Origin of the sequence: Pseudoalteromonas sp. CO109Y (assembly GCF_004208935.1) — a bacterium.
Classification (GTDB): Bacteria; Pseudomonadota; Gammaproteobacteria; order Enterobacterales; family Alteromonadaceae; genus Pseudoalteromonas; species Pseudoalteromonas shioyasakiensis.
The window spans coordinates 63,274-89,185 of record NZ_SGPD01000030.1 but is presented as its reverse complement, the minus strand read 5'-3'; the positions used below and the strand labels follow the sequence as shown (position 1 = coordinate 89,185).

The following is a 25,912-nucleotide window of genomic DNA, read 5'->3' as shown; positions in this document are numbered from 1 at the left end:
ATAAAAAATAGGGTCACGAACACATGTTAATCAAACTACTGGTTATTTACAATTTTAAATTGTACTAATCCTTGGAGCCACCTCATGAGTATAATACACTGATGTTAAATGCGTTAATTTGAAGGAATCTTATTATGTTACGTCCACTTATATTTGCATTAAGTGCAGTGTGCACGTTTAGTTATGCAGGTGATTTATCAGAAAATAGTTTAGATGCTGGTAAGGTTTCTGCCCAGTCTAAGCCAGTCACTTTACTAGGACAAGGTGTTGAAGTTGGTCAAAAAGCGCCTAATTTTAAAGTAGTAGATGGCAGCTTTACGCCAGTCACACTAGACAACTATCAAGGCCAAGCCGTGCTTTTAAGCGTTGTGCCAAGTTTAGACACCGGTGTATGTAGTATTCAAACCAAACACTTTAATGAAAAAGTAGCTTCAGAATACCCAAGTGTGGCGATGCTAACCTTAAGCGCAGACTTACCGTTCGCACAGAAGCGTTTTTGTAAAGCGGAGAATATAGACAAAGTAGTGACTTTATCTGACTCAGTATGGCGTGACTTTGGTAAGAACTATGGTTTGATTATCAAAGATATGGGCTTGTTAACCCGCGCCGTATTTGTGCTCGATAAAGAACATAACATCGTTTACAAGCAGCTTGTCGATAACCTTTCAAAAGAGCCTGATTACGATGGCGCTATTGCGGCATTAAAGAAACTGTAAAGCGCAATTTTTACTTGCAGTGAGACAGACATAAAAAAACCGCCCACCGGCGGTTTTTTTATGTCAACAATTAGGCTATTAACCTAAAAGCTCACCAAGTTGTTGGCTAACAGCTTCAACAGCTTGAGTACCGTCTAATTTGTGGTACTGAGTGTTGCCTGCTTTTGCTTCAGCTTGGTAGTAATCAACTAATGGTTTAGTTTGGTCGTGGTAAATACCTAAACGCTTACGTACTGTCTCTTCAGTGTCGTCATCACGAATGATTAGGTCTTCACCTGTGATGTCATCTTTGCCATCAACTTTAGGTGGATTATAAACAACGTGATAAACACGACCAGAACCTGGGTGTACGCGACGGCCGCCCATACGCTCAACGATGATTTCGTCAGCAACGTCAAATTCGATAACGTGATCAACTACCACGCCATTCTCTTTCATTGCATCTGCTTGAGGAATAGTACGAGGGAAACCGTCTAGTAAGAAACCTTTTTCGCAATCTGGCTTAGCAATGCGCTCTTTAACTAGACCGATAATAATTTCGTCAGATACTAATTGACCTGCATCCATTACTTTTTTAGCTTCAAGACCAAGTGGTGTACCTTCTTTGATTGCTGCACGCAGCATATCGCCCGTAGAAATTTGTGGAATACCGTATTTGTCCATCAAAAACTGAGCTTGAGTACCTTTACCTGCACCCGGCGCGCCCAAAAGAATAATGCGCATATCATTGTCCTCTGTGTGATACTAATCTTAAAAAAATGGTCGATCAGTGGAGTTTTGTTTTTAGAGCCTGAATTCTTCCACAACTAAGGCTATACCTCAAGTAACTTATACCAATTGCCTATATTAGCGGCAATAAAAAAGGGAGCCTTACTCCCTTTTCCAACTCATTGCGCTAAAACGCTTATTTGCTTAAATCTAGCATGAGTTTGTTCAATCGAGTTACAAAGCCTGCAGGGTCTTTTAAAGTACCGCGCTCAGCCAGTAATGCTTGATCTAGAAGCACTTGTGACCACTGGGCAAACTTGTCTTCGTCTTGCTCAACGTTTAAGTGTTTAACAAGCTGGTGCTCTGGGTTAAGCTCAAAAATTGGCTTTTGCTCAGGCACAGTTTGACCAACAGATTCCATTAACTTTTGCATTTGTGAACTCATATCGTGTTCATCGGCAACAACACATGCTGGAGAATCAGTTAGACGGTGCGTAAAGCGTACGTCTTTAACGTTATCACCTAGTGCAGTTTTAATGCGCTCAACTAGGCCTGCAACTTCTTTTTCTGACTCTTCTTGCGCTTTTTTCGTTTCTTCATCATCCATGTTGCCTAAATCTAAGTCACCACGAGTGATTGACTGGAATGATTTTTCGCTGAACTCTGTTAAGTAGCTCATCATCCACTCATCAACACGGTCGCTTAGAAGCAATACTTCGATGCCCTTCTTACGGAAGATCTCTAGGTGTGGTGAGTTCTTCGCTGCAGCGAATGAATCAGCAACTACATAGTAGATCTTGTCTTGCTCTGGCTTCATACGCTCAATGTATTGCTCAAGCGATACATTTTGAGTGCTTTCATCTGTATGTGTAGAAGCAAAACGCAGTAGCTTAGCAATCGCTTCTTTGTTTGCCATATCTTCAGCAGGGCCTTCTTTTAACACCTGACCAAATTCATTCCAGAACGTTTGGTAATCTTCTTCGCGGTTTTTCGCCATGCGCTCAAGCATTTTCAGTACACGCGATGTACAACCTTTACGGATTGCTTGCGTTACCTTGTTGTCTTGTAAGATTTCACGCGACACATTTAGTGGTAAATCGTTTGAATCAAGTAAACCTTTCACAAAACGTAAATAGCTTGGCATGAACTGCTCGGCGTCATCCATAATGAAAACGCGTTGCACATACAGTTTCAAACCAGATTGACGTTCGCGGTTCCATAAATCGAAAGGTGCTTTTTTCGGGATGTATAACAAGCTGGTGTATTCTGTTTTACCTTCAACCTTGTTATGTGCCCAGCTTAGTGGCTCTTCCCAATCATGACCGATATGCTTATAAAACTCTTTGTACTCTTCGTCTGTTACTTCTGACTTATCGCGAGTCCATAGTGCTGTTGCGCGGTTAATACCTTCCCACTCGCCTGGCTGTGCTGGAATTTTCTCGCCGTCAGGACCTTCAGATTCAGGTACTTCTGCTTTATACATCTCAACTGGAATAGAAATATGGTCTGAATATTTAGTGACGATGCTACGTAAACGGAACTCATCAACAAACTCTGTTTCGTCTTCACGAAGGTGAAGAATGATTTCAGTACCACGTGATGGTTTATCAATCTCTTGTAATGTGTACTCACCTTCACCTGCAGATTGCCATTCAATACCTTGGCTTTCGCCTGCTTTACGCGTACGCACTGTTACTTTGTCAGCAACAATAAATGCTGAATAAAAACCAACACCAAATTGACCAATCAATTGTGAATCTTTGCTTTGGTCACCAGTTAGGTTTTGGAAAAATTCTGCGGTGCCTGATTTTGCAATTGTACCTAGTGAATTGATCACATCTTCACGGCTCATACCAATACCGTTATCAGTAATGGTAACTGTGTTTGCTTCTTTATCGGCACTGATACGTACTTTTAGTTCCGCATCGTTTTCGTATAAATCGCCATTAGAAAGCGCAAGGAAACGTAATTTATCTGCCGCATCTGACGCGTTTGATACAAGCTCACGTAGGAAAATCTCTTTATTAGAGTAAAGAGAATGAATCATCAGGTTTAATAGTTGTTTGACTTCTGTTTGAAAGCCTAATGTTTCTTTTTGTGCTGCAGTCATTGTGTAAATCTCCAATTAACAAAGTGTCTAATCTGCACTATGACTCTTTATATGGGGCAGGCTTTTTGAACTTCAAGGCAAAAAATTAAATTAGCGGGTAAATTGGGGGGCTATACACAAAAAAGCCTGCTTAAAGCAGGCTTTTGATACCATATCAGGTATTAATTTTGGTTTACGGCGCGTCGTCCGCTAAATGCGTGCATCAATGTCATACCATCGAGTAAGTCGAGCTCACCACCAACAGGGACACCGTGAGCAATTCGAGATGCACCTACCTGATATTTATGACAAAGCTCAGCAATGTAGTGGGCTGTGGTTTCACCTTCAACACTTGGATTGGTTGCGAGGATCACCTCATTAATGCCGCCTTGTTGCAACTTGCTTTCAAGAATATCAAGGCCAATTTCTTTTGGTCCTATGCCATCAATTGGCGACAAGTGACCCATTAAAACAAAGTAAAGACCTTGGTATTGACCAGTTTGCTCAATAGCGAGTACATCGGTTGGTGATTCAACGACACACAATAAACCACTATCCTGGCGTTTAACACTTGAACAAATATCGCATACAGCTTGCTCTGTAAAAGTACGACAAGATTGACAGTGCCCTACTTCATCCATTGCCTTGGTTAATGCATGACCAAGCTGTTTACCACCCTGACGGTCACGCTCAAGCAAATGAAAAGCAATGCGCTGTGCCGACTTAGGACCTATGCCCGGCTGGCATCGTAGCGCTTCAATTAGTTGTGTTAAACTAGGAGATAGTTGCATACAAAATCACTTAGAATGGCATTTTCATACCTGGTGGTAATTGCATACCGCCAGTTACTTTGCTCATGCGCTCTTGAGTTTCTTCAGCAACACGACGAACAGCATCGTTACACGCTGCCGCTAATAAATCTTCGATCATGTCTTTGTCGTCTTCCATTAGGCTGTCATCTAATTCAACACGACGAACATTGTGGTTACCAAGCATAGTTACTTTAACTAGGCCTGCACCTGCTTCACCTACAACTTCAAGGTTTGCGATTTCTTCTTGGGCTTTTTGCATGCGCTCTTGCATTTGCTGCGCTTGCTTCATCATGTTACCCATTCCACCTTTAAACATAACTGTCTCTCTTTCTAAACTACTTTAATTGGCATGAAGATAAGGGCTATTGTAACTAATTACAATGCCTGAATACTGTTTTCATCGATTATAGCGCTAAATAACTGCTGAAATTGCACTATATTTTCATCGCTATTTATTACATCAATCGCTTGTTGATGACGTCCCGCATCAATTTTTTGTTGAATCAAATACGGTGAATCAATTACGCCATCAGCAAACTCGATACTAAGCTCTACATTATGACCATAAATTTCACTTAATGCAGCATTGAGCTTTTGTCTAAGCACTGCACTGTCTAAATGGCGCTGTGATGAATCAACTTCAATGTGCAGCTGATTATTCTGCTTGGTAAAGATTGAATGCAGCGCAAATTGGCGCATGCGACCACCCAGTCCCATGCGTTTAATTAAATACGCCCATTCGTCTTGTTCGTGTGCAAATTTAATACTGCTGATCGGGCTTTCAAAATCATCAGGTATCGGAATACTGGCTTCTTCAACTACTGGCTCTGGCGCTTTTTGTGGATTGATCTGCTCAAGTAACTCTGGCGCTAAGTTTTCGGTGATTGTTTGATGCTTTTCTCGAAAGTCGACTTTTTTTACTTTACTACTGCTCTCCCCCGCTTGCTGGGGGATGGGCTTTTTTACTTCAGCAGCCATTGCTTGCTGCTGAGGCTGAATATTGGACGCGGCTGTGCTTTGTTGCGCTGGCGGCTCTGCTTTGGGCTTAGCTTCAGGCTGTGGTTCTGCTTTAGCATTAGTTTGCGTTGCTGCACCACTTAAACGCCCGGCACCTGAAATATTGCGGTCTTGTAAAATACGAGCAATGGCCGACTGCGCCTGACTTTGCTGCTGTTGTAATTGTGCAGGTGCAGTTTGCTGTTGCTGAGGCGCAGATGCTTCATTGGCAGTAAAGCCCTGATCATAGGCGCTATTCATCACATCATCGTATTGCGCAGCAAGTGATGAGTCCATTTGCGCATCATTATCGTCCATATAATCTTGCGAAGAATACTCTGGTGATGAGTATTCAGCAGCTGGCACTTGCTCTGAGTGGCTTGGCTCTTGCTGTTGTGGCGCTGGTTGAACTTCAGCGGCCATTGCAGTTTCAACAGATTGCTGAGGCTGTTGACCAGCATCAGGCTGCTCTACTGCTGTTGCTTCAACTTGCTGGCCAGGCTGATGACTATGCGCCGTTTCTGCCTTGGCTGCTTGAATAGGTTCTGCTTGAATAGGCTCAGCTCGTGTTGGCTGAGGCTCTGAAGAAACAGCAGTTGTCTGTGCAGAGCTATGTGCAACTGGTGCTTGCTCTGAAGCGGCTTGTTCACGTTGCGCCGTTGATTTTTTCAAAATATCACGCAGTGCACCGGCACCACTTGGCTTAACCTGCTGCTGGGTATTCGTTGGTGTTTGGCTTTGTGCAAATTGCGTAGGTTGGAATGCAAGCAGTCGCAACATGATCATTTCAAAACCAAGCTTAGCATCGGGTGCCCATTGCAAATCTTTTTTACCATTGAGTAGCAATTGGTAGTAAACCTGCATTTGCTGTGCATCAGTGGTTTGTGCCACCTGCTCAATAAAATCTCGGTTAGTATCATCAAGGGCAGCTGCACTAGGTACAAGTTGCACAAGCTGAATAAGATGCGTAAGGGCAATTAAATCGTCGAGCAAAGCTACAAAGTTAGGGTTTCGGCTAACGACCGCTTTTACTTCTTGAAGTAACGCATCGCCATCTTGGCACAATAACGCTGCTAACATGGTTTGGCTATATTGAGTATCCATCAAGCCAAGCATGGTTTGCACAGCCTGATGATTAATATTGCCATTGGTTTGCGCAATTGCTTGGTCTGTAAGACTCAATGCATCACGCATACTACCATCGGCTGCCTTAGCTAAAACAGACAATGATTTATCATCAAAACTTAGCTGTTCTTGATTAAGAACATGGGCAAGCTGATCATGAATTTCTGATTGCGACAAAGCATTTAAATTAAACTGTAAGCAACGCGATAAAATCGTCACTGGCAGTTTTTGTGGATCGGTTGTCGCTAATAAAAACTTCACATGCTCTGGCGGCTCTTCCAATGTTTTAAGTAATGCATTGAAACTATGCTTAGATAGCATGTGAACTTCATCGATTAGGTATACCTTGTAACGACCACGTGTTGGTGCGTATTGAACGTTATCAAGGATTTCGCGGGTATCTTCTACTTTGGTACGTGATGCCGCATCGATTTCTAACAAATCGATATAACGTCCTGCTTCAATGTCAGTACAACTTGAACATTGGCCGCATGGCTCAGCAGAGATACCCTTATCGCAGTTGAGGCTTTTAGCGAATATACGTGCAATGGTTGTTTTACCCACCCCACGGGTTCCAGTAAAGAGATAAGCATGATGGAGTCTATTTTGTGTTAATGCATTGACTAATGCCTGTTTAACATGAGACTGCCCCACTAACTCGTGAAAGGTTTGTGGTCGCCATTTCCTTGCCAGAACCTGATAACTCATTAATTATTCGCCTTCGAATTCAACCAACTTTAAGATTTTGATGCCCATATCAGCAACTCGTTGTTCACCACCCAGCTCAGGTAAAGAAACAACAAATGCTGCATCAGTTGCGTTACCGCCTAGTTTAGCAACTAATTTTGCAGTTGCTTCGATTGTGCCACCTGTCGCCAGTAAGTCATCTACCAGTAACACTTTATCGCCAGGGACAATTGCGTCTGTATGAAGCTCAAGAATATCTTCACCATACTCTAATTGGTAACTTTGTGAAATCACTTCGCGAGGAAGTTTGCCTGGCTTACGAACTGGAATGAATGGAATACCTAGTGCATAAGAAAGAGGTGCACCGAAGATAAAACCACGAGATTCAGTACCGATGATTTTTGTAAAACCTTGGTCTTTATATGCTGCGATAAAGCTGTCGATAGTTGCTTTAAATGCGTCAGCATTAGCCATTAAAGTAGTTACGTCGCGGAACATAATGCCCGGCTTTGGGTAATCAGCGATCGTTGCAATGCTCTGTTTGATGAGCGTTGAAGTTGCTTGAGTCATAATTATACTGCTCAAAAAGTTTATCTAACAAAGCTCGAGAGTATAACATCACCTTAGAGGAAAGTCGGTAGCAAGTTTCGAAATTAATCACTTAACAAGAAATATCAACTATAAAAAAGGCTGCATTATGCAGCCTATTGTCTTAAATTTGCTTGCGCAGATTAAGATAAAGAAGTGATCCAACCAAGAATAGCGTTTAGACAGCCAATGCCACCGAATACAGCTAAAAACGCAATGAAATAAGTTGCATTGAACGGATCTTTAAAGTCTTTATCATTCGACATAGTTACTACCTTTATTTAAGCACGACAAAATAAGGCGCACATAATAGTCGAACTGCCCTCATCAATAAAGAGCTTTAGCCGATTTTTAAACCAATGTATTAGTCACCACAATGCCGCGCTCTGCCATGGCACTTAAGGTATTGAGCGCTCCCTGATACAGCTGCTCTTGGCTAAATTGAGGCGCATGCTCTGCAACTGCTTGGCATACATCATTTAAATCTGCACCCGGCTGAGATTCTATGATATTAAGAAGTAATGCGGTCATCGCATTTGTCGATAAAAATTGTACTTCGTCATCGCTATCACGATAAACCACAAAGTAACTCGGTTGTGCTGCCGGTTCACTTGGTTGATTATCTGCACTGATGGTATGAACAGGAAAACTGTAACTCAAGTTACGCGCAAGTGAACTTAAGAATAATGCAGAGCTTGTCACTTGATGAGCCGATAAACTGACCTCTTCTGCCACCTCTTGAGCAACCGATACATCAAGCTCAACCCATTCATAGTGCGCTAGCTCTAACATAAACGCGGGATCATCACTTTGCACTTCATAGTCATTAGCAAGGAAGGTCAAAAACTCCCCTGCAATATCTAAAAAATAAGGTGATTTACAATCATGCAGGCTAAAAAACTGCCTAACGAGTCTGTACCAAGCTTGCTCTGAATATAAACTTTTTAGTACTGGATACGCAGAGCTAACAAAGCCATCCACATTGTTAAAAAATAAGTCTCGGTAAATCGCCATCCGGCGCTCTTCAACATCGCTAGGCTTAGCATGTTGCTGAGGGTCGCGGATATGTGCCATAAACGCTTGCTGCACTTGGGTAAAATGATTAGGCACTGTGTTTAACCCTTGCTTGGTTTTGTTTGCTGGCTGTTTGCTGCAGTGCTTCAATAGTTTTCAGTTCAGCTAATAACTCACTCATAGGAGGGATATTAAAATCTCGTTCTAACAAAGTGGGAAATACCCCATGAACTTCATAAGCTTTTTCAAGTAATTGCCAAACAGGATCGATAACTGGCGCACCATGGGTATCAACCAGTAAATCCTCTGCCTCAGTGTAGTGGCCCGCAACATGCCCATAGGCAATACGTTTTGTTGGTAACGCCGCTAGGAACTGCTCAGCGTCGTAACCATGATTAATCGAATTAACGTAAATGTTATTCACGTCGAGCAGTAGTTTACAATCCGCTTCTTCTAAAACAGCATTGGTAAATTCAAGTTCTGTCATTTGCTGGCCGGGCGCGCCATAGTAAGAGACATTTTCGATGGCAATTGGCTGCTCTAGAATATCTTGTACTTGCCTAATACGAGAGGCCACATGTTTAATTGCATCTTCAGTAAACGGAATAGGCATTAAATCGTACATATGCCCTTCGCCCGAGCAGTAGCTTAAGTGTTCGCTGAATAAACGAATATTATGCTCTTTAAAGAAAGCTTTTAGCGATTGCACAAAGTCAACATCAAGCGCTGCTGGTGAGCCAATCGATAACGATAAACCATGACATACAAAGGCATGTTGTTCGGTAAGCTGTTTAAATTGTTTTCCAAAACGCCCGCCTAGCTTGAGCCAATTTTCTGGTGCAACTTCTAAAAACTCAATGGGTTTTGGAACATCAATGAGCATTTCATCAAGCATTTCTCGGCGCAAACCTAAACCAACCTGCCCAAAATCAGCTACTGATTCTTTTAACATACTACCTCCTACTAAAAAGGGCCTTTACGGCCCTTTTAAAAGCTAAATGAGCGCTTAGTGGTTAGAACCACATTTACCTTCGCCACACTTACCTTCTTTAGCTTTCTTTTTGTCTGCGCCGCATTTACCTTCGCCGCACTTACCTTCTTTAGCCGCTTTTTTGTCTGCGCCACATTTACCTTCGCCGCACTTGCCTTCTTTAGCTGCTTTTTTGTCTGCGCCACATTTACCTTCGCCGCACTTACCTTCTTTAGCTGCTTTTTTGTCTGCGCCACATTTACCTTCGCCGCATTTGCCTTCTTTAGCTGCTTTTTTGTCTGCGCCACATTTGCCTTCGCCGCACTTGCCTTCTTTAGCTGCTTTTTTGTCTGCGCCGCATTTACCTTCGCCACATTTGCCTTCTTTTTCGGCTTTTTTATGGCCGCCACATTTACCTTCACCACATTTACCTTCTGCGGCATCTAATTGATAACCTGCTTGCATTTGCTGAAATTCAAATGGGTTTGCACTGGCATCAGTGGCTGCAAAACTTGACGCACCTACTACAACCGCACCTAGTGTTAATGCAATTGAATTTTTCTTAACTGTGTTCATTCGATGACTCTCTTTTTTATAAAGGGTTATTAAACAAGACCCGAGAACTAAAAATTACTTTCATAATTTTTATAATTATTTTCTGAAAGTGCCAAGAATGCAAATTACGATTTATAAAACAATCCAGAACAGCTAGAATACGCGTCCTAATTTTTGATGAGTTAACAGGTATCATGCGACTAGTTTTAGCACCGATGGAAGGCGTTGTGGATTTTAAAATGCGACAACTCCTAACTGATTTAGGTGGATTTGATTTATGCGTAACAGAGTTTGTTCGTGTCGTTGAAGACACACTGCCCGAACGCGTATTTCATCGCTATTGTCCTGAGCTAAAAACAGGTGGCTATACTCGTGCAGGTACGCCAGTGCGTATTCAGTTGCTAGGTCAAGTTGCCGATGCTTTGGCAGCAAATGCTGTTAAAGCAATACGCCTAGGCTCGCATGGCATTGACTTAAATTTTGGTTGCCCTGCTAAAACAGTGAACAAAAGTAAAGGTGGTGCGGTACTGTTAAAAGACCCTGAGCACATGTACGAAATTATTAAAGCCGTACGTGATGCTGTTGATCCTTGCCATGAAGTTAGTGCCAAAATTAGGCTTGGTTTTGATGATGATAGTAATAGCCAAGAAATTGTTGATGCTGTTGTTAGCGCGGGTGCTTCAAGTCTTGCTATTCATGCCAGAACTAAAAGAGATGGTTATAACCCACCGGCATACTGGGAAAAAATCCCTCCGTTGATCAAAGATAAAAATATTTCTGTCGTTGCTAACGGCGAAATTTGGCAAGTTGAAGATGCCATGCTTTGTCAAAAGCGCAGTCATTGCCAAGACCTAATGCTTGGTCGTGGTGCATTAGCGATGCCTGATTTAGCAAAACAAATAAAATCTCATGCAGAAAACGAGCATTACACTCCGATGTTATGGGAGCATGTGATATACCACATTATTCATTCATCTATGCATCAAGACGAGAGCAAATGTGAAAAGTATTTTGCTTCTCGTACTAAGCAATGGCTCGGCTATTTAAAACGCCAATACCCACAAGCTAACGCACTTTTTGATGAGATCCGCCGCCTAAAAGCCAAAGATGAAGTTGCAGATGTACTAAGAAAGTACGCGAAAGCGCCGAGTATTGATACAAATCATAATTAGCCAATCGATTTTGTTTGATAATACTAGTATTGCCCACTTGGAAGAAAAGCGATGAACAATACTGAAATTCAAACAAAGTTATCTGCGGAACTTGCGCAGGTTAGACAACGTTTACTCGATATGCTGGCTAATTCTGATCAAGCCTATCATCAGCAACTGCTATCGCAACTCAAGGATAATCCCCCTTCAGACTGGTTAGAGCTGACAGCAAATAATCTCGGTTCTGAGTATCAAATATTGATTGCTCGAATAGAAAAGTTAGAAGCAGCACTATGCCAAATCGATATTGGGCAGTATGGCTATTGCTGTGATTGTGAAGAAAAAATTGATGACGAACGTTTACTCGCAGATCCTGCAAGTCAGCGCTGTCGACGTTGCGCTCCATAGAGCGCAACGCTGTACTATTTTATAAAAATAAAGCTCATCGCAGGATAAAGCACGATATCCTCAATTAACCAATCAGCTTGCTGCTGATCTACACCTAAACGCTTCATCAAGTTAACACGTGCTTGTTGTTCACTCCACGTGTGATAATGAACACCTAAGTCAGTTTCCATCATAACTTGCCAGAAGTATTGCTCGCCTTGTGTGAGTTTACGCTTACTTTTGAGCGGGTCGAGATAATCAAGCTGCCAATCAAGGCCTGTGTGCTGATGATTCTCAACAAAATAATTCATTACTAATGGTTTAGCGTGAGAGTCTGATACAGGTAATACAAAATCAGCACTCTGCGATTGCTTTAACGAAGCCTGGATTTCACTTAACCAATTTAAAGGCGGCTTAGTCTCACCACTAAAGTAATTAAGTTTACTTTGATACCAATCTTTACCATTTGCCAAACCGACTAAACCAAGTTTTGTACGCGGTTTATATTGAGTTAAATATTGATTAAGTTTGTTTAGTGCTGCTTGTACACTGTCATCGCTATTATCAAGGTGCGATTTGACCATATTATGTAAAAGCGTTAATTCGATTTTATTTAATTTCAGGTTGCTTTGCTCAGCTGCAATTAACTGCGTTTCAACTAACTCTATCCAGTCAGCTAATGCATTTACTGAGTAATCATCTAATGAACGAGCTTGGCTAATAACATCACGTTGTAAAGGCCATACAAAGTAACGCTCAGGATAACGCTCAGCAATAATTAAATAATTTAATTGCGCCTGTTGTGACACATCTAACTTAGTCGCTTTTAGTCCTTGATAAGTTTGATGACGCGCTTGCAAATAACTTTCTGAGAAAGGCCAGCTAGCAGCTTCACTTTGCTGTTCTTGAGTCGATAATAAATTATTAATAGTTTGCAGCGCTTGCTGCCCCTCACTAAATGTTTTGAAACCTGATGTTTGCTCAGAGCAAGCTATCAGCATCACACTTGCGACAACTAATAATACGATCTGTCTTAGCATTTTAAAATTCCATAAAAAAAGCCCCAGAGGGGCTTTTTAATTTAAAACAACATCAATTAGATTTTTACACCGTTACGAGCGGCTTTATCTTTGATGAAGGTTGACCAGCTCTTCGCGAAACGACGCGTGCGCGGATCATCCATTGCTTTAGTGATAGCGTTGTAAGCTTGCTTGTACTTCTCTTGGTAGTAGTAAGCTTCAGCTAAATCAGAGTAGATAGTTCCTTTTTTGTCAGAACCTAACTCTAATGCCTTGTTCAAACGAACAACGGCTGCACTATAGTTTTGCGATTGTAAAAGTAATGAACCCGCTTTGCGATAAAGCTCTGCATCGTCATCAAATTTAGCCGCTTCTTCATAGTATTTAGCTGCTTTTTCAATATCTTTAGAACGGTGGTAGTTAGATGCCACTGCACTGATATTTTGCTTGTTACGCTTAACTTTTTCTTCGTTGATTGCCTTTTCAAGCACGACTGCTGCTTTGTAAGGAATATCATTTAACGAATAGAAGTTAGAAAGTACTTTGTATTCAACTTCGTTTTCAAAATAGCCATTTTTGTAGGCAACTTCCATGGTCGCTAGACCTTTCTTGAAGTCTTCGGTTTGTAGGTAGTATTTACCTAAACCAACCCAGGCTTTTTTGTCTTCAGGCCAAACACGAACAATCTCTTCAGCTACTTCTACCATGTTTTTGTACTGTTTAAGTTCAAAATAGGCAGCTAGCTTTAATTGGTAAGAAGCTTTAGCAGGTTCTTTTGCCAATTCGATTGCTTTGTCTGCAGCAGGAAGTACGTCTTTATAAAGTTTTAACTCGTAGTTTGCTTGCGCAATACGTGTATAAACTTTGTCGTCTTCCTCACCTGTGAAGTCCATCCAAGCTGCATAAGCTTCTTTTGCTTTTGCATATTGCTCAGTACCCGCGTACATATCACCTAGAAGTTTTAGGCCTTGCTCTTGGTCAGCAAAGTTTAAAACGTCAGGCTTAACTGCCGCTGAGATGTGCTTAATAGCCAATTGGTACTGCTCTTTTTGAGCGTACATTTGACCTAAGTAACGATCAACTGTTGCCTTATCGAAATCATCTGAAGGATCAATTTCTTTAAGTAGTGCAATCGCTTCATCAAGCTTATCTTCGTTGTACAAGTCAAACGCTTTAATAACTTTCTTACCAACGCGCTCGCCCATAACTTTAGTTTTTGCTTTTTTACGCGCTTCAATCTTCGCGTAATCTGGCGCCGCTAAAGCAGGTGCAGTGAAAGCTACACCTGATAGAGACATAAGAAGCGCAAGTGCAGTTACTTTAGATAAATTTCTCATTACTCGCCTCCTTAGTTGCCTTGGTTAAGTTTAAAGTCTAATTGTACTTGAAGACCAAATTGCTTCTGTGGTTTACCATCGATGATTTTCGGACGGTACTTCCACTTACGTAGCGCACGTTTAGCTTCGCGGTCGAAGATACGTTTAGGATCTGCGTCGATCACTTCAACATCTTCTACACCACCTACTTCATTGATAGTGAATGAAAGTTGTACCCAACCTTCTTTACCATCACGCGCTGCTTGCGTAGGGTATTTTGGTTCAATACGAACGATAGGTGTCGCGTCACCATCACGTCCAAATGCACCTGGACCACTTAGGCCACCAGCTGTGCTACCCACATCGATGCTTGGCATATTAAATGACAAACCACCAGTGTTCGGGTTGCTGTTTTCCGGCTGAGGCGGCTGCGGCTTAGGCGGCTGCTTTGGCGGTGGCGGAGGCGGAGGCGGAACACGCTTCCTCTCCTGCACCTTAGATTCAGGCGGATTCGTCATAATTTCGACTACGATCTGTTCTTTTTGTTCAGTCGCACGGTCAGCTCCACCGGAGATGAGGTACGCCATGAAGTAGAACAAGCCGAAAGTAACTGCCCCACCTGCAATCAGTGAAAACAGAAAACGAATCATTACTGATCTCCAGCTATTGAAATTTTAAGGTTATCACCCGTCGCTTTGATCTGGTCCATAACTTTAACTACTACGCCGTGTTTTGCTTCTTTATCAGCTTGCAAAATTACAACTTCAGTAGGTTGTTCTGCTAATAAACTTTCAAGTTTAGCTGATACACGCTCAACGTCTACTTGTTGTTTATCAATCCAGATCGCACCGTCAGCGCGGATAGCAACAAAAATGTTTGCATTTTTTTGCTTCGTAGCTGCAGCTGCTTTAGGTTTATTGACTTCGATACCAGCCTCTTTAACGAACGATGTAGTTACGATAAAGAAAATAAGCATGATAAATACGATGTCAAGCATTGGCGTCATGTCAACCGCTGCTTCTTCTTCTTCACGAAAACGTTGTTTACGTGCCATATTTAATTCTCTCTCTAGTGATGAGGCATGCTATCTACAAGTTTAGCTTTCGCCATTCTCGCTCTCGCTTCTAGACGTGAGCTAAAGAATACTCCAGATAGTGCCGCAACCATTCCAGCCATTGTTGGGATTGTTGCCATTGAAATACCTGATGCCATTAAACGTGCGTTACCAGTACCTTGAGTAGCCATGGTTTCGAAAACCGCGATCATACCCGTTACAGTACCTAATAAGCCGATTAAAGGACAAACAGCTACTAATGTCTTAATCAACAACATACGCTGATCTAATTTTTCAGACGCTTCAGAAATCCATGCTTCACGGATTCTGTGTGCGTACCAAGACGTAGTGTCTTGGCGGGCATCCCACTGAGCTACAATGTTCTTCGTCATACGAGGAAACTCAGCTAGTAGGAACCAATAGCGCTCAATCATTAAAACCCACATAAGAAAGAGTGCTATCGCGACCACGTATAATACCTGGCCGCCTGTGCCAACAAAATCCCTGATAGATTCCCAGATCTCCATCAGGACTAGCATTAGGCTTTCTCCTTCTCCGCGTGAGCAGCGATGATACCAGCGCTTTGCTCATCAAGGACATGTAGAACCGACTTACTACGACCCGCAACAATTGAGTGAAGTAGGATAAGTGGTAGAGCTGCAATTAGACCTAACGCTGTAGTAACAAGTGCTAGAGAGATATTACCAGCCATGATCTTCGGATCACCTGTACCGAACAATGTGATTGTTTGGAACGTAAGGATCATACCGATTACCGTACCTAGTAGACCTAGTAATGGAGCGATTGCTGCCAAGATCTTGATGATGTTGATACCAGCTTCGATGCGAGGCGTTTCACGTAGGATTGCTTCGTCAAGTTTAAGCTCAAGGTTTTCAACGTCTTGATTCTTGTTGTCAGCGTAAACCTTAAGAATACGACCCAGTGGGTTGTTTGTATTCGGAGTAGAAAGGTTTTTAAGCTGGCTCTTAATCTTAGTGCTAGTAAGCGCAAGATCAATGAAACGAACGATGAAGATAAGTAGACCAACAATTAATAGTAATGTGATGATGTAACCTACTTCAGCACCTTGCTCGTAGTATTCCATTAGTGATTTCTTCTGCGTGTTGATACGTAAGATCGCGCCACGAGTAGGGTCGATGTATACGCCAGCATAGTTATCTGCAGAAGTACCTTCTAAATCGCTGATACCAGCTAGGATGTAGCTATCAGGTTGCTTACCTAGAGGTTGAATCGCTTTAGTTTCTGGAGAGTAGATTAAATAACCGTCGTCAGTTACTAAGTTGAAGTTACCGATACGAGTTACTTTCTTCACAGAAGATGAACCGTCAAGACCTGCAACTTCAGTTTCGAAAGTTGAAACTTTAGCTGACTCAGTCATTTCAGTTTGAAGAGAAATCCAAAGCTCTTCTAGTTCACGAACAGTTGGAAGTTCTTTCGCAGCAGCTAGTGAGCGAAGTACTTCAGCACGTCCTGGTTTTTCAGCAGAAACAAGTGATGCTTCGATTGAACCGATTGCATCAGCAGCTGCACGACGTACAACACCGAACATCTCACCTAATGTACCTTGAGCGTTTAAAAGAGCTTGCTCTTTTTCAGCTAAAGTATTTTCGTTTTGAGCATATTCTTTAGCTAAACGGTCACCACGTGCTTTTTCAGCAGCTAGGTCGCTTTTAGCTTTGTTAAGTAACGCTTGCTTGTCAGCACGAGCTGAAAGGAACTCTTGTTCACGTTGCTTATTTAATTTGCCTTCAGAGATACGTTCTTGCTTAACTTGCTCAAGAATTTTGTCTAAAGCATCAGTGTTTGCGTGTGCATTAAGCGCGGTACCTGCAGAAACAGATAGTACTGCTGCAACAGCAAAACCTTTAAATAGTTTCTTCATTATTGATTACTCCGCGCCAAAGATTGGTAGTTTAACAAGTTCTAATGTCGCTTGTTTACGCGCCATACGGATAACTTCTTTAACAGGTTTTAGGTATTCTTCACCTAATTCTTTCCACTGTTTAGTGTTGTTATCCCACACCCACGCGTGCTTAAGGTCAAAAGACTGAGCTACGTAAGTGATACGACCTAAACGACCGAAGTCAACGTTGATGCTCTTACCATCGATCTCAAGAGTACCTTGAGAAGCAGTTACAGCTGAGCTGTATGCAGTTTCAACAGTGTAAGCTTCAAGAACTTGGCGGAATTTTTCAGATGTAGTAACTGATGCTGACGCCATGATGTCACGAAGTCTTTCAACACGTGCAAGACGGTTTTCAAGATTGAACGGAACGTCCGCTTTGATGAATTGCTCAAGCGTATCGATCATGCGATACATCAAAGGCACAACGTTTTGTTTCGTGTTATCGATAGTTGCGATTTGACGGTCAAACGATTCGATTGAAGCGTTTTGGTCAGCGACCAAACGTGCTACGTGATCGTTATAAACCTTCATTAGCTCAGTTTCGTCAACAATGCTACGGTACTCAGCGATTAGCTCTTGAGTTTGACCATATACATTGTCAATTTTAGTTTGAGACTTAACAGCAGCCTTTTGAATTTGTTGACCTGCATCTTGCACATCTTTCAAAGGATCTGCAATCACATTGCTGCTTGCAAATGCAAAAGCGCCAACCAACGCTGATGCTACAAGACTCTTTCTGATTTTAACAGACATAGTTCCCAACCAATTAAGTAATGTTACTTTTATAATTTAATTATCCTCCGAAGAGGACAACCCTGATATCTTTTAATAGATATCAACTCTCCAATAATGCTAAATGCTTCAGAGTCTGTCAACTTGATGTTCGGCTTTCATCGGAAAAATTTGGTGACTCGTCGTTGAGATGAAAATAACCAAAACAATGAATTAACAAAAATATAACAGAGGTGTTCATGTGGTACTTCTATAGCCCTTTACTGGCGAACATTGCATTCATATTAGGTTCAACCTTAAACATAAATGTAACATTTTATGAAATCTGAAAGTGCTGAAGAAAAATGAAAAAAAAATTCACTTTGTTCATCTAAAAAATCTGTTTTGAAGAATTTTTATGCACTCACTACATCTAACCGCTCAATAAGCAGCCAAATCAGACACTAAACACAAGAATGAGAGAGTTGAAATCTCTCACCGCTACGGGTGAGAGAGTTAAAATACGGCGCGGTCTTTAACTAGCTTAGCGAGTGAGATAATTGAATCAACTTCAAGTTTTTCAAATATTTTCGCTTTGTATGTACTTACCGTTTTATTACTGATGAAAAGTTTTTCACCAATATCTTTGTTTGATAAGCCTTGTAGTAGATAATTCATCACTGCGAGTTCACGTTCAGTGAGTAACTCGTCTATGTCTTTTTCAGACGCTATTAGGTGCTCTTGTGGAAAGAAAGTATAGCCACGCAAAATCATTTCAACTGCGGAGGAGATATCTTCAAGGCTTTCGGCCTTGTTAACAAATCCTTGAGCACCTAGCTTTGCTGCAGTGCGAATAATATGTTTGTCTTGCTTAGCAGATAAAAACAATACTTTGCCAGTAAACCCACTACTGACTGCGCGCTTATATAAACTAAAGCCATCTGAGTCTTCTAACTCAATGTCTAAAATTGCCAGCGCTACATTATTACTTTTTAAAAACTGCAATGCTTCCTTTTGACTTCCAACAGCTTGTACTTCGTTAACTAATGTAGACTTAGCGAGTACCATTTTAATTGCTGTTGCCACCATAGGGTGGTCGTCTACCAAAAGTATATTGTTTCCTATGCTCATCGATTAGCAAACCTTCATTATATTTCATCAAACAAGTATAAGTTACTCAGCATTTATTCCACATGTGGATAATTTAAGTTTAGCGGGTTATTTCTAGATTGGTGAAAAATAACTATAAACTTTTTTAGCTGCTCACTTTCGAGTTCGATCAAAACTACAAACTAAACATAACGGGTGATGTCATGTTAAATAAATCCTATCGGTACAGCATATAATACTTTAGTTATGGAGAGTAGCTTTTAGGGCATAGAATGCGAAGTTCTAGCTTATTGGCTGATTAATTTAGTCTTAAACAATGCCTTTGGAGGAATATAAATTCGGTACAGTTTATGACTATTTATAGAGAGTTAAAACTTGGGGTTTAGCAGGAGATAAAAATGAATTTTTGGTGAAACAGAAACTGTTTCACCAAAATGCTTAGGTTCGCATAATTAATTATGCTACTTCTACGTTCTCAGCTTCAGGGCCTTTTTGACCTTGTTTGATGCCGAAAGATACTTGCTGACCTTCGCTTAGAGTGCGGAAGCCTGTACCTGTGATAGCGCTGAAGTGTACGAATACATCAGGGCCATTTTCTTGTTCAATAAAACCGAAGCCTTTAGCTTCGTTGAAGAACTTAACTTTACCAGTAACCGTGTTTGACATACCAAATTTTCCTGTAAGTCAATTATTAAAATTCAGCCATAATGGCTCTATCCTCCCTGAGTGAATGCCCAAAAAACTTGGGGTAAAGTACAGGAAGAACCAATAACCAAACCGGTAACCGTACAGCCGCACATTATCCGTAAATTCAATACGCAAAAACTCAAAGCAATTTAAGACTAACACATTAAATTGCTTTTAGCTCTATTAATCGAAAATAATTTTAAGGTCAACTGCCTAAACAAAAATATATGACAGTACTATTTATAAACAATTAATTATCAATGAAAAAAGCCCATCAAATAGATGGGCTTTTAAATCTCAATTTATAGCTTGCTAAAACTTACTTAACTTGCCAATCCATTTGCGCCTCTGCTTTGATTGGCACTACTTCTGAATCACCTAGTTTATAGCTTGCTGGTACTGTCCAGCTCTCTTTTACCAATGTAATGGTATCTTGGTTTCGAGGCATACCGTAGAAGTCTGGGCCAAAGTGGCTCGCGAAACCTTCTAGCTTGTCTAAAGCACCTGCTTCTTCAAACGCTTCAGCATAAAGCTCAATAGCTGCGTGAGCAGTATAAGCCCCTGCACAACCACAGGCCGCTTCTTTTTTGTCTTTGTAATGTGGTGCAGAATCAGTACCTAAGAAGAACTTTTTGCTACCACTTGTTGCAGCACCAATTAACGCTTGCTGGTGAATGTTACGCTTTAGAATAGGTAAGCAGTAATAATGCGGGCGAATTCCACCTGCTAGCATATGATTACGGTTATAAAGCAGGTGATGAGCAGTAATCGTTGCAGCAACATTTTCTGGTGCATTATTAACAAACTCTACTGCATCTTTCGTGGTGATGTGCTCAAGCACAATTTTAAGACTCGGGAAGTCATTTACCACGTCCGCTAGAATTGTTTCTAGGAATACCTTCTCACGGTCAAAAATATCAATTGATGAATCGGTTACTTCACCATGTACTAACAGTAACATCCCTACTTCTTGCATTGCCTCAAGTACCGGGTAAATGTTTTTGATTGAGGTTACCCCTGAATCTGAGTTGGTAGTCGCACCAGCTGGGTACAACTTAGCAGCAACAATTTTACCTGTAGCTTTAGCTTTTTTGATTTCTTCTGGTGTAGTTTTATCTGTTAGGTAAAGCACCATTAATGGTTCAAAGTTACCTTGTGGGCCCGCAGCTTTAATTCGCTCGTAGTAAGATAAAGCAGTGTCTGTGCAGGTTGCCGGTGGAACAAGGTTCGGCATGATGATCGCGCGCCCCATGTAACGGCTAGCATCACGAACGGTATCAACGAGTTGCTCGCCATCACGTAAATGAATGTGCCAATCATCAGGGCGTGTAATTGTTAGAGTTTGCATCGAATTTAAATCTGACATTGCTTGTTTCCACGGCTAAAGTTAGGGGGATAGCGTAAACATTGAGCAAATAACCTCGCTTATTTACCCAAGTTCATATTCAGGTGCCTAGTTTACACCAGTTCCAGTTTTTTTTGAAAATAACTTTGTGGATAGTTTGATAGTAGGTTAACGTAATAAATTAATACAACATTCCGGTTACCTTTTATTCTATGCCTAAGAGTTTAGACGCTGCTTTTGCACTTGAGGTCAAAACAGACCAACTACATATTATTAATCAGTTCTCATCATCTGTGATGCAATTAGACACAGTTGAAGAATTGTTAGAGTATGTCACATCAGAAGTGGTAAGCCGCCTAGGTTTTAAAGAGTGTGTTATTTATCTAGCCGATGACAAAACTCGCACCCTCAAAGAAATGGCGTCTATTGGCACAGCAAGCAGCCACGATACTTACCATATCGACCGTACAGAAATTAGCTTTGATCAAGGTATTACGGGGTATGTCGCAAGCACTGGTAAACCGTTAATGATTGGCGATGTCAGTGAAGACCCGCGTTATATCGCTGACTCTCGCCCTGCTCTTTCTGAGCTTTGCGTACCATTAGTTTATAAAGAAAAAGTACTGGGTGTCATTGACTGTGAGCACCCGCAAAAAGATTACTACAACGACGCCCATTTAGAGATTTTATCAACAGTGGCGCATCTATTAAGTGCCAAGATAAATCAGGTTCGCACCGTAGAAGATTTACAGCAAACCGTTATGCAGTTAAACGATGCACAAAAGCTAGAGCGCTCGATGCTGCAAATAGCCAATCTAACTTATCAATCGAGCGAGCTAGATAGTTTCTTCGAATCTTTACATGGTATTATTACCTCTTTACTTAGAGCAGATAACTTCTTCATTGGCCTGTATGATAAGCAGCTCGATGTGCTTGATTTGGTTTACATTATCGAAGAAGGCGTGCGTTCTAACGCCCATAAAAAAATATCAAAAGAACAATTAAAAGATACTGCATCTTATTATTTATTAAACATCGACCAATCTTTACTTTTCACGAAAGAAGAATTTCAACAGCACATTGATGCGGGTCATTTTAAAATGGTTGGTCGCCAGGCCGAGTCTTGGCTAGGTGTGCCATTTAAAGTAAATGAGCGTATAAGCGGTGTCATTGCCGTACAAAGTTACAGTAAAAGCTATCACTATGACGAACATGATCGTGCCTTACTTACGTATGTGAGCCGTCAAATTAGCATGGCGATAGACCGTCAATTATCAAGACAAGAGCTTGAGCACCGCGCTCTTCACGACGAATTAACCGGCCTTGCCAATCGCTCGTTATTAATAGAGCGTATTAAACATGCGATCCTTCGCCTAGCAAGAGCTGATAAGCGTCACCAGCATGCCCTGCTCTATCTAGACTTTGACCGCTTTAAGAGTATCAATGACTCATTAGGTCACGAGGTTGGCGACCACTTTTTGGTCAAAATCTGTGAGTTGATCTTAGGTACTATTCGCAATACGGATACTTTTGCTCGTTTAGGGGGCGATGAGTTTGCCATCTTTATGGAAAACATCACCGATAAACAACAAATTAATGATGCTCTAGAACGCATTCAACAGGTATTATCAGAGCCTCTCAATATTGACGGCCACCTATTACAAGCATCTACCAGTATAGGCGTTGCGTTTTGTGAAAACAGTCGCGATCAAGCTTATAAGCTATTACAACATGCCGATGCAGCAATGTACGAGGCAAAGTCATCTGGTCGTGGTAAGGTTAAGTTTTTCAACAATACCATGCGTAAAAAACTTAAAAATCATGCTGATATAGAAAATGATTTACAGCATGGTATTGAGCATGACGATTTTGAGCTTTACTACCAGCCAATTTTTACAATTCAAGACACAAGAGTTGTAGGTTTTGAAGCACTTGTACGCTGGCACCACCCAAGTAAAGGCTTTGTCTCGCCAAATGACTTTATTCCCGTTGCAGAAGACACAGGGCAAATTATCAATCTAGATTTACATTTGCTTGAGCTTGCTGCAAAGCAAATCGCAAAGTGGACAAGTGAAGGTAAAGCATTTGGCAGAATCACCGTGAATGTATCATCGCGTCATTTTGCGAGCCTAGATTTTGTAGCGCAAATACATTCCTTATACAAACAATATAAATTGCCACTTGGCTCATTATGCTTAGAAATCACAGAGTCTGGTCTTATTGGCAATTTAGAGCTGGCTACAAAAATCATCAAAGGCCTTGAGCCTCTTGAAGTAAAACTGTGTTTAGATGACTTTGGCACAGGCTACTCAGCGCTTGGTTATTTACATCAATTACCGATTCACATAATGAAAATTGATAAAAGTTTCATTGACCATTTAAACAAAGCGCATAACCCCTTGGTTGATGCCATTTTATCATTAGCACAATCGTTAAAGCTCGATGTCGTTGCTGAAGGGATTGAAACAGAAAAACAATTGGCAATCCTAAAACAAACTCAATGTAAGTTTGGTCAAGGCTTTTTAAAAGCGAAACCCATGCCAGCCAGTGAAGCAGAAAAAGTCATCACTCACGGCCTATAATGCTAATATAAAAAAGCCTTGCAAATACAAGGCTTAGTTTGTTTATACTTTACAAAAAGTTACAGCTCGCCAGGTGCAAAGTTATCAACGGCTATCGCTTGTTTACGTAGCTCATTGGCTTGGTTCATGCGCTCTGCAACGGTTTCGTTAATCAAGTTTTTCTCTGCCGCTGCGGCAATTGCGCCCTCGAGTTCAAGGTTTTTAGCAATAGTGCCTTCTTTTTGCCATTTACGAAGCTGCTTAAAGTCTTCATGAGTATCAATCATGGCTAAAAAGGCATTTTCCATTACACCAGTCCCTGCATTTTCATCGACATAACAAAGGTGGGTTAATCTGTCCCTAAAGACCCCTGGTTTGCTCATGTGCTCACACATTGTTTGGGCTAACTCATCACTTGGACGGTGGTAATGATTACCTAGTGGGAACACAATACGTTTTAGTAAGAAATTAATTACTGGATTAGAGAAATTTTTAAAGAAGCCGTCGAATGCCTGACCAATGCAGAATAACGAATGCTCAACAGCATATTGCACAAATGGTAGGTCAGCTTGCTGACGCCCTTCATCTTCGTAGCGTTTCAGTACACATGAAGCAAGATACAAGTGGCTAAGCACATCACCTAAACGTGCCGAAATCATCTCTTTGCGTTTTAACTCACCACCTAATACTAACATCGCAACATCAGTACAAAACGCTAGACCACGACTCATGCGGCTTAACTGTTTGTAGTAAACAGTGGTTGCGCCACATACAGGGGCTTTAGCGAAGTAACTGCGCGTTAAACCGTGCACAAATGCCATACCTGCATTACTACCTGCAAATAAAATATGTTGCAGCAGTAATGAGTCAAATTCTTTTAAGGCAACATCATGGTCTTCCATTGCTGCTGCTTCCATTTCTTTTAAAACAAACGGATGACAGCGAGTAGCGCCTTGACCAAAGATCATCAAATTACGAGTAAGAATATTTGCACCTTCAACGGTAATCGATACCGGGATCCCCATATAGCCATGGGCTAAATAGTTATTTGGCCCGACTTGAATACCTTTACCAGAATGAATGTCCATAGCATCATTCATTACTGTACGACCCATTTCAGTCATATGGTACTTAGCTATAGCGGTAACCACAGACGGACTCAATTTTAAGTCAATCGCCCCTGCGGTCATTAGCCTTGCTGATTCTAAGGTGTAAGTTAATCCACCAATACGTGCCAATGCCTCTTGGACACCCTCAAATTGGCCAATCGACACACCAAATTGTTGGCGTACGGTTGCATAGGCTGATGTCATTCTTGAAGCCAAATGGCCAGTTGCTGTACTAAGTGCCGGTAACGAAATACCTCGACCGGCACTTAAACATTCAACTAACATGCGCCAGCCTCGACCAGCGCCCTTTTCGCCACCGATGATCCAATCAAGTGGAATAAACACATCTTTACCGTATGTTGTGCCATTCATAAATGCCATGTTTAACGGGTAATGACGCTCACCTGTTTGTACACCTTCATGATCAGTTGGAATAAGCGCACATGTAATGCCAAGCTCTTTTTTATCACCTAATAAGCCCTCAGGATCGTACATTTTAAATGCAAGACCCAGCACTGTGGCAATTGGCGCAAGGGTTATATAACGTTTTGACCAGTTAAGTTTTAAACCAATCACTTCTTCACCGTTATGCATGCCCTTACAAACCACCCCTGTATCAGGAATACTGCCTGCATCAGACCCAGCCTCAGGACCCGTTAATGCAAAACAAGGCACATCATCACCCTTAGCCAGGCTTGGCAACCAACGCTCTTGTTGCTCGGTAGTACCATAATGAAGGAGTAATTCACCTGGACCTAAACTATTGGGCACCATTACGGTGACCGCAGCGGTTAAGCTCTTAGTGGCAATTTTCGATACGATGGTTGAATTTGCAATCGCCGAAAACTCGCGACCACCAAATTTTTCAGGAATGATTAACGCAAAAAAACCTTCTTTTTTTAGGTAGTCCCACACTTCTTTTGGTAGGTCTTTATCTTTTTGCACAATTTGATAATCATCAAGCATGGCTAACAAGGTTTCGACTTGCTCGCCCATAAATGCGCGTTCTTTTTCGCTAAGTTCAGGTTTAGGAAAACGATGCAGTTTTTGCCAATCAGGGTTACCACTGAATAGTTCACCATCCCACCAAACATCACCTGCTTCCATGGCTTCACGTTCTGTTTGCGATAACGGCGGCAAAACTTTTTTAAACATACTAAACGTAGGTCGTGTGACAAGATTGATGCGAATGTCTTTCACAGCAAAAATTACAATCACAGCAACCAGTAACAGAATGATTACGGTCGTCATTGTGCAATCCTTTTATTTTAATTA

Annotated in this window: 25 protein-coding genes; 4 read left to right on the top strand and 21 right to left on the bottom strand. The window is 41.5% G+C overall.

What is annotated here, in order from left to right; translation table 11 throughout:
• Positions 1-134 precede the first annotated feature (134 nt).
• Positions 135-716, top strand: a complete 582-nt coding sequence (tpx, locus tag EXT43_RS12335; RefSeq protein ID WP_062564138.1) for a thiol peroxidase — start codon at positions 135-137, stop codon at positions 714-716.
• Between the two features lie 78 nt (positions 717-794).
• Here the strand turns inward: tpx and adk are convergent, their stop codons facing one another.
• From adk to EXT43_RS12290, 10 genes are all read right to left on the bottom strand, one after another.
• On the bottom strand, positions 795-1,439 hold the full coding sequence (gene adk / locus EXT43_RS12330; protein ID WP_036967590.1) for an adenylate kinase: 645 nt from the start codon (positions 1,437-1,439) through the stop codon (positions 795-797).
• 181 nt (positions 1,440-1,620) lie between these two features.
• Positions 1,621-3,534, bottom strand: coding sequence for a molecular chaperone HtpG (gene htpG / locus EXT43_RS12325; protein ID WP_130167086.1), 1,914 nt, complete (start codon positions 3,532-3,534; stop codon positions 1,621-1,623).
• A 161-nt stretch (positions 3,535-3,695) separates the two neighbouring features.
• Positions 3,696-4,304, bottom strand: coding sequence for a recombination mediator RecR (recR, locus tag EXT43_RS12320; protein ID WP_054551546.1), 609 nt, complete (start codon positions 4,302-4,304; stop codon positions 3,696-3,698).
• 10 nt (positions 4,305-4,314) lie between these two features.
• Positions 4,315-4,641, bottom strand: a complete 327-nt coding sequence (locus EXT43_RS12315; protein ID WP_054551547.1) for a YbaB/EbfC family nucleoid-associated protein — start codon at positions 4,639-4,641, stop codon at positions 4,315-4,317.
• A 59-nt stretch (positions 4,642-4,700) separates the two neighbouring features.
• A complete protein-coding gene (dnaX, locus tag EXT43_RS12310) occupies positions 4,701-7,154 on the bottom strand; it encodes a DNA polymerase III subunit gamma/tau (RefSeq protein WP_130167085.1) in 2,454 nt (817 codons plus the stop codon).
• Positions 7,155-7,157: 3 nt separating this feature from the next.
• Entirely contained in the window at positions 7,158-7,703 is a 546-nt protein-coding gene (gene apt / locus EXT43_RS12305; protein WP_054551549.1) for an adenine phosphoribosyltransferase, read from the bottom strand.
• A 161-nt stretch (positions 7,704-7,864) separates the two neighbouring features.
• Positions 7,865-7,987, bottom strand: a complete 123-nt coding sequence (locus EXT43_RS20910; protein ID WP_254907726.1) for a hypothetical protein — start codon at positions 7,985-7,987, stop codon at positions 7,865-7,867.
• 85 nt (positions 7,988-8,072) lie between these two features.
• Entirely contained in the window at positions 8,073-8,831 is a 759-nt protein-coding gene (locus EXT43_RS12300) for a putative DNA-binding domain-containing protein (protein WP_276319707.1), read from the bottom strand.
• Entirely contained in the window at positions 8,824-9,687 is an 864-nt protein-coding gene (locus EXT43_RS12295) for a DUF692 domain-containing protein (protein WP_130167084.1), read from the bottom strand. The genes EXT43_RS12300 and EXT43_RS12295 overlap by 8 nt, the downstream gene beginning before the upstream one ends.
• A 54-nt stretch (positions 9,688-9,741) precedes the next feature.
• Positions 9,742-10,281: a hypothetical protein gene (locus tag EXT43_RS12290; protein WP_130167083.1), complete on the bottom strand. Its 540-nt coding sequence runs from the start codon at positions 10,279-10,281 to the stop codon at positions 9,742-9,744.
• Positions 10,282-10,454: 173 nt separating this feature from the next.
• Here EXT43_RS12290 and EXT43_RS12285 point away from each other — a divergent pair, with 173 nt between their 5' ends.
• Together EXT43_RS12285 and EXT43_RS12280 are read left to right on the top strand one after the other, a co-directional pair.
• Positions 10,455-11,432, top strand: coding sequence for a tRNA-dihydrouridine synthase (locus EXT43_RS12285; RefSeq protein ID WP_062564203.1), 978 nt, complete (start codon positions 10,455-10,457; stop codon positions 11,430-11,432).
• 51 nt (positions 11,433-11,483) lie between these two features.
• The gene (locus tag EXT43_RS12280) at positions 11,484-11,819 is read left to right on the top strand and encodes a TraR/DksA C4-type zinc finger protein (protein WP_054561739.1); all 336 of its coding nucleotides are present in this window, start codon (positions 11,484-11,486) and stop codon (positions 11,817-11,819) included.
• 14 nt (positions 11,820-11,833) lie between these two features.
• Here EXT43_RS12280 and EXT43_RS12275 read toward each other — a convergent pair whose 3' ends face one another.
• The 10 genes from EXT43_RS12275 to pyrC all read right to left on the bottom strand — a co-directional run bounded on the left by EXT43_RS12275 (position 11,834) and on the right by pyrC (position 20,988).
• The gene (locus EXT43_RS12275; RefSeq protein ID WP_130167082.1) at positions 11,834-12,838 is read right to left on the bottom strand and encodes a hypothetical protein; all 1,005 of its coding nucleotides are present in this window, start codon (positions 12,836-12,838) and stop codon (positions 11,834-11,836) included.
• A gap of 56 nt (positions 12,839-12,894) precedes the next feature.
• On the bottom strand, positions 12,895-14,154 hold the full coding sequence (locus tag EXT43_RS12270) for a hypothetical protein (protein WP_054561741.1): 1,260 nt from the start codon (positions 14,152-14,154) through the stop codon (positions 12,895-12,897).
• Between the two features lie 11 nt (positions 14,155-14,165).
• Positions 14,166-14,783: an energy transducer TonB gene (locus EXT43_RS12265; protein ID WP_054551556.1), complete on the bottom strand. Its 618-nt coding sequence runs from the start codon at positions 14,781-14,783 to the stop codon at positions 14,166-14,168.
• Complete coding sequence (locus EXT43_RS12260; RefSeq protein WP_054551557.1) at positions 14,783-15,187, bottom strand: biopolymer transporter ExbD; 405 nt, start codon at positions 15,185-15,187, stop codon at positions 14,783-14,785. The genes EXT43_RS12265 and EXT43_RS12260 overlap by 1 nt, the downstream gene beginning before the upstream one ends.
• 14 nt (positions 15,188-15,201) lie before the next feature.
• Positions 15,202-15,726 (bottom strand): MotA/TolQ/ExbB proton channel family protein, encoded by a 525-nt coding sequence (locus EXT43_RS12255; protein ID WP_054551558.1) that lies wholly within the window; start codon positions 15,724-15,726, stop codon positions 15,202-15,204.
• The gene (locus EXT43_RS12250) at positions 15,726-17,090 is read right to left on the bottom strand and encodes a MotA/TolQ/ExbB proton channel family protein (RefSeq protein WP_054561743.1); all 1,365 of its coding nucleotides are present in this window, start codon (positions 17,088-17,090) and stop codon (positions 15,726-15,728) included. Before EXT43_RS12250 ends, EXT43_RS12255 begins: the two co-directional genes overlap by 1 nt.
• A gap of 6 nt (positions 17,091-17,096) precedes the next feature.
• A complete protein-coding gene (locus EXT43_RS12245; RefSeq protein ID WP_062564205.1) occupies positions 17,097-17,867 on the bottom strand; it encodes a DUF3450 domain-containing protein in 771 nt (256 codons plus the stop codon).
• 474 nt (positions 17,868-18,341) lie between these two features.
• Positions 18,342-18,956, bottom strand: a complete 615-nt coding sequence (locus tag EXT43_RS12240; RefSeq protein WP_063705929.1) for a response regulator transcription factor — start codon at positions 18,954-18,956, stop codon at positions 18,342-18,344.
• A gap of 435 nt (positions 18,957-19,391) precedes the next feature.
• A complete protein-coding gene (locus EXT43_RS12235; RefSeq protein ID WP_036967526.1) occupies positions 19,392-19,601 on the bottom strand; it encodes a cold-shock protein in 210 nt (69 codons plus the stop codon).
• Positions 19,602-19,941: 340 nt separating this feature from the next.
• A complete protein-coding gene (gene pyrC, locus EXT43_RS12230; protein WP_055196831.1) occupies positions 19,942-20,988 on the bottom strand; it encodes a dihydroorotase in 1,047 nt (348 codons plus the stop codon).
• 191 nt (positions 20,989-21,179) lie between these two features.
• On the opposite strand from pyrC, the gene EXT43_RS12225 reads away from it, so the two are divergent.
• A complete protein-coding gene (locus tag EXT43_RS12225) occupies positions 21,180-23,549 on the top strand; it encodes an EAL domain-containing protein (RefSeq protein ID WP_130167081.1) in 2,370 nt (789 codons plus the stop codon).
• A 59-nt stretch (positions 23,550-23,608) separates the two neighbouring features.
• Here the strand turns inward: EXT43_RS12225 and EXT43_RS12220 are convergent, their stop codons facing one another.
• The gene (locus tag EXT43_RS12220; protein ID WP_130167080.1) at positions 23,609-25,888 is read right to left on the bottom strand and encodes an acyl-CoA dehydrogenase; all 2,280 of its coding nucleotides are present in this window, start codon (positions 25,886-25,888) and stop codon (positions 23,609-23,611) included.
• Between the last annotated feature and the right edge of the window lie 24 nt (positions 25,889-25,912).

What these genes read in the sequence shown, in the direction of transcription:
- EXT43_RS12260 (WP_054551557.1), bottom strand. Translation starts at nt 15,187, where the DNA reads ATGGCACGTAAACAACGTTTTCGTGAAGAAGAAGAAGCAGCGGTTGAC.
- pyrC (WP_055196831.1), bottom strand. Translation starts at nt 20,988, where the DNA reads ATGTCAGATTTAAATTCGATGCAAACTCTAACAATTACACGCCCTGAT.
- htpG (WP_130167086.1), bottom strand. Translation starts at nt 3,534, where the DNA reads ATGACTGCAGCACAAAAAGAAACATTAGGCTTTCAAACAGAAGTCAAA.
- tpx (WP_062564138.1), top strand. Translation starts at nt 135, where the DNA reads ATGTTACGTCCACTTATATTTGCATTAAGTGCAGTGTGCACGTTTAGT.
- EXT43_RS12245 (WP_062564205.1), bottom strand. Translation starts at nt 17,867, where the DNA reads ATGTCTGTTAAAATCAGAAAGAGTCTTGTAGCATCAGCGTTGGTTGGC.
- EXT43_RS20910 (WP_254907726.1), bottom strand. Translation starts at nt 7,987, where the DNA reads ATGTCGAATGATAAAGACTTTAAAGATCCGTTCAATGCAACTTATTTC.
- apt (WP_054551549.1), bottom strand. Translation starts at nt 7,703, where the DNA reads ATGACTCAAGCAACTTCAACGCTCATCAAACAGAGCATTGCAACGATC.
- recR (WP_054551546.1), bottom strand. Translation starts at nt 4,304, where the DNA reads ATGCAACTATCTCCTAGTTTAACACAACTAATTGAAGCGCTACGATGC.
- EXT43_RS12240 (WP_063705929.1), bottom strand. Translation starts at nt 18,956, where the DNA reads ATGAGCATAGGAAACAATATACTTTTGGTAGACGACCACCCTATGGTG.
- EXT43_RS12255 (WP_054551558.1), bottom strand. Translation starts at nt 15,726, where the DNA reads ATGCTAGTCCTGATGGAGATCTGGGAATCTATCAGGGATTTTGTTGGC.
- EXT43_RS12235 (WP_036967526.1), bottom strand. Translation starts at nt 19,601, where the DNA reads ATGTCAAACACGGTTACTGGTAAAGTTAAGTTCTTCAACGAAGCTAAA.
- EXT43_RS12285 (WP_062564203.1), top strand. Translation starts at nt 10,455, where the DNA reads ATGCGACTAGTTTTAGCACCGATGGAAGGCGTTGTGGATTTTAAAATG.
- adk (WP_036967590.1), bottom strand. Translation starts at nt 1,439, where the DNA reads ATGCGCATTATTCTTTTGGGCGCGCCGGGTGCAGGTAAAGGTACTCAA.
- EXT43_RS12265 (WP_054551556.1), bottom strand. Translation starts at nt 14,783, where the DNA reads ATGATTCGTTTTCTGTTTTCACTGATTGCAGGTGGGGCAGTTACTTTC.
- EXT43_RS12280 (WP_054561739.1), top strand. Translation starts at nt 11,484, where the DNA reads ATGAACAATACTGAAATTCAAACAAAGTTATCTGCGGAACTTGCGCAG.
- EXT43_RS12315 (WP_054551547.1), bottom strand. Translation starts at nt 4,641, where the DNA reads ATGTTTAAAGGTGGAATGGGTAACATGATGAAGCAAGCGCAGCAAATG.
- dnaX (WP_130167085.1), bottom strand. Translation starts at nt 7,154, where the DNA reads ATGAGTTATCAGGTTCTGGCAAGGAAATGGCGACCACAAACCTTTCAC.
- EXT43_RS12295 (WP_130167084.1), bottom strand. Translation starts at nt 9,687, where the DNA reads ATGTTAAAAGAATCAGTAGCTGATTTTGGGCAGGTTGGTTTAGGTTTG.
- EXT43_RS12250 (WP_054561743.1), bottom strand. Translation starts at nt 17,090, where the DNA reads ATGAAGAAACTATTTAAAGGTTTTGCTGTTGCAGCAGTACTATCTGTT.
- EXT43_RS12270 (WP_054561741.1), bottom strand. Translation starts at nt 14,154, where the DNA reads ATGAGAAATTTATCTAAAGTAACTGCACTTGCGCTTCTTATGTCTCTA.
- EXT43_RS12275 (WP_130167082.1), bottom strand. Translation starts at nt 12,838, where the DNA reads ATGCTAAGACAGATCGTATTATTAGTTGTCGCAAGTGTGATGCTGATA.
- EXT43_RS12290 (WP_130167083.1), bottom strand. Translation starts at nt 10,281, where the DNA reads ATGAACACAGTTAAGAAAAATTCAATTGCATTAACACTAGGTGCGGTT.
- EXT43_RS12225 (WP_130167081.1), top strand. Translation starts at nt 21,180, where the DNA reads ATGCCTAAGAGTTTAGACGCTGCTTTTGCACTTGAGGTCAAAACAGAC.
- EXT43_RS12220 (WP_130167080.1), bottom strand. Translation starts at nt 25,888, where the DNA reads ATGACGACCGTAATCATTCTGTTACTGGTTGCTGTGATTGTAATTTTT.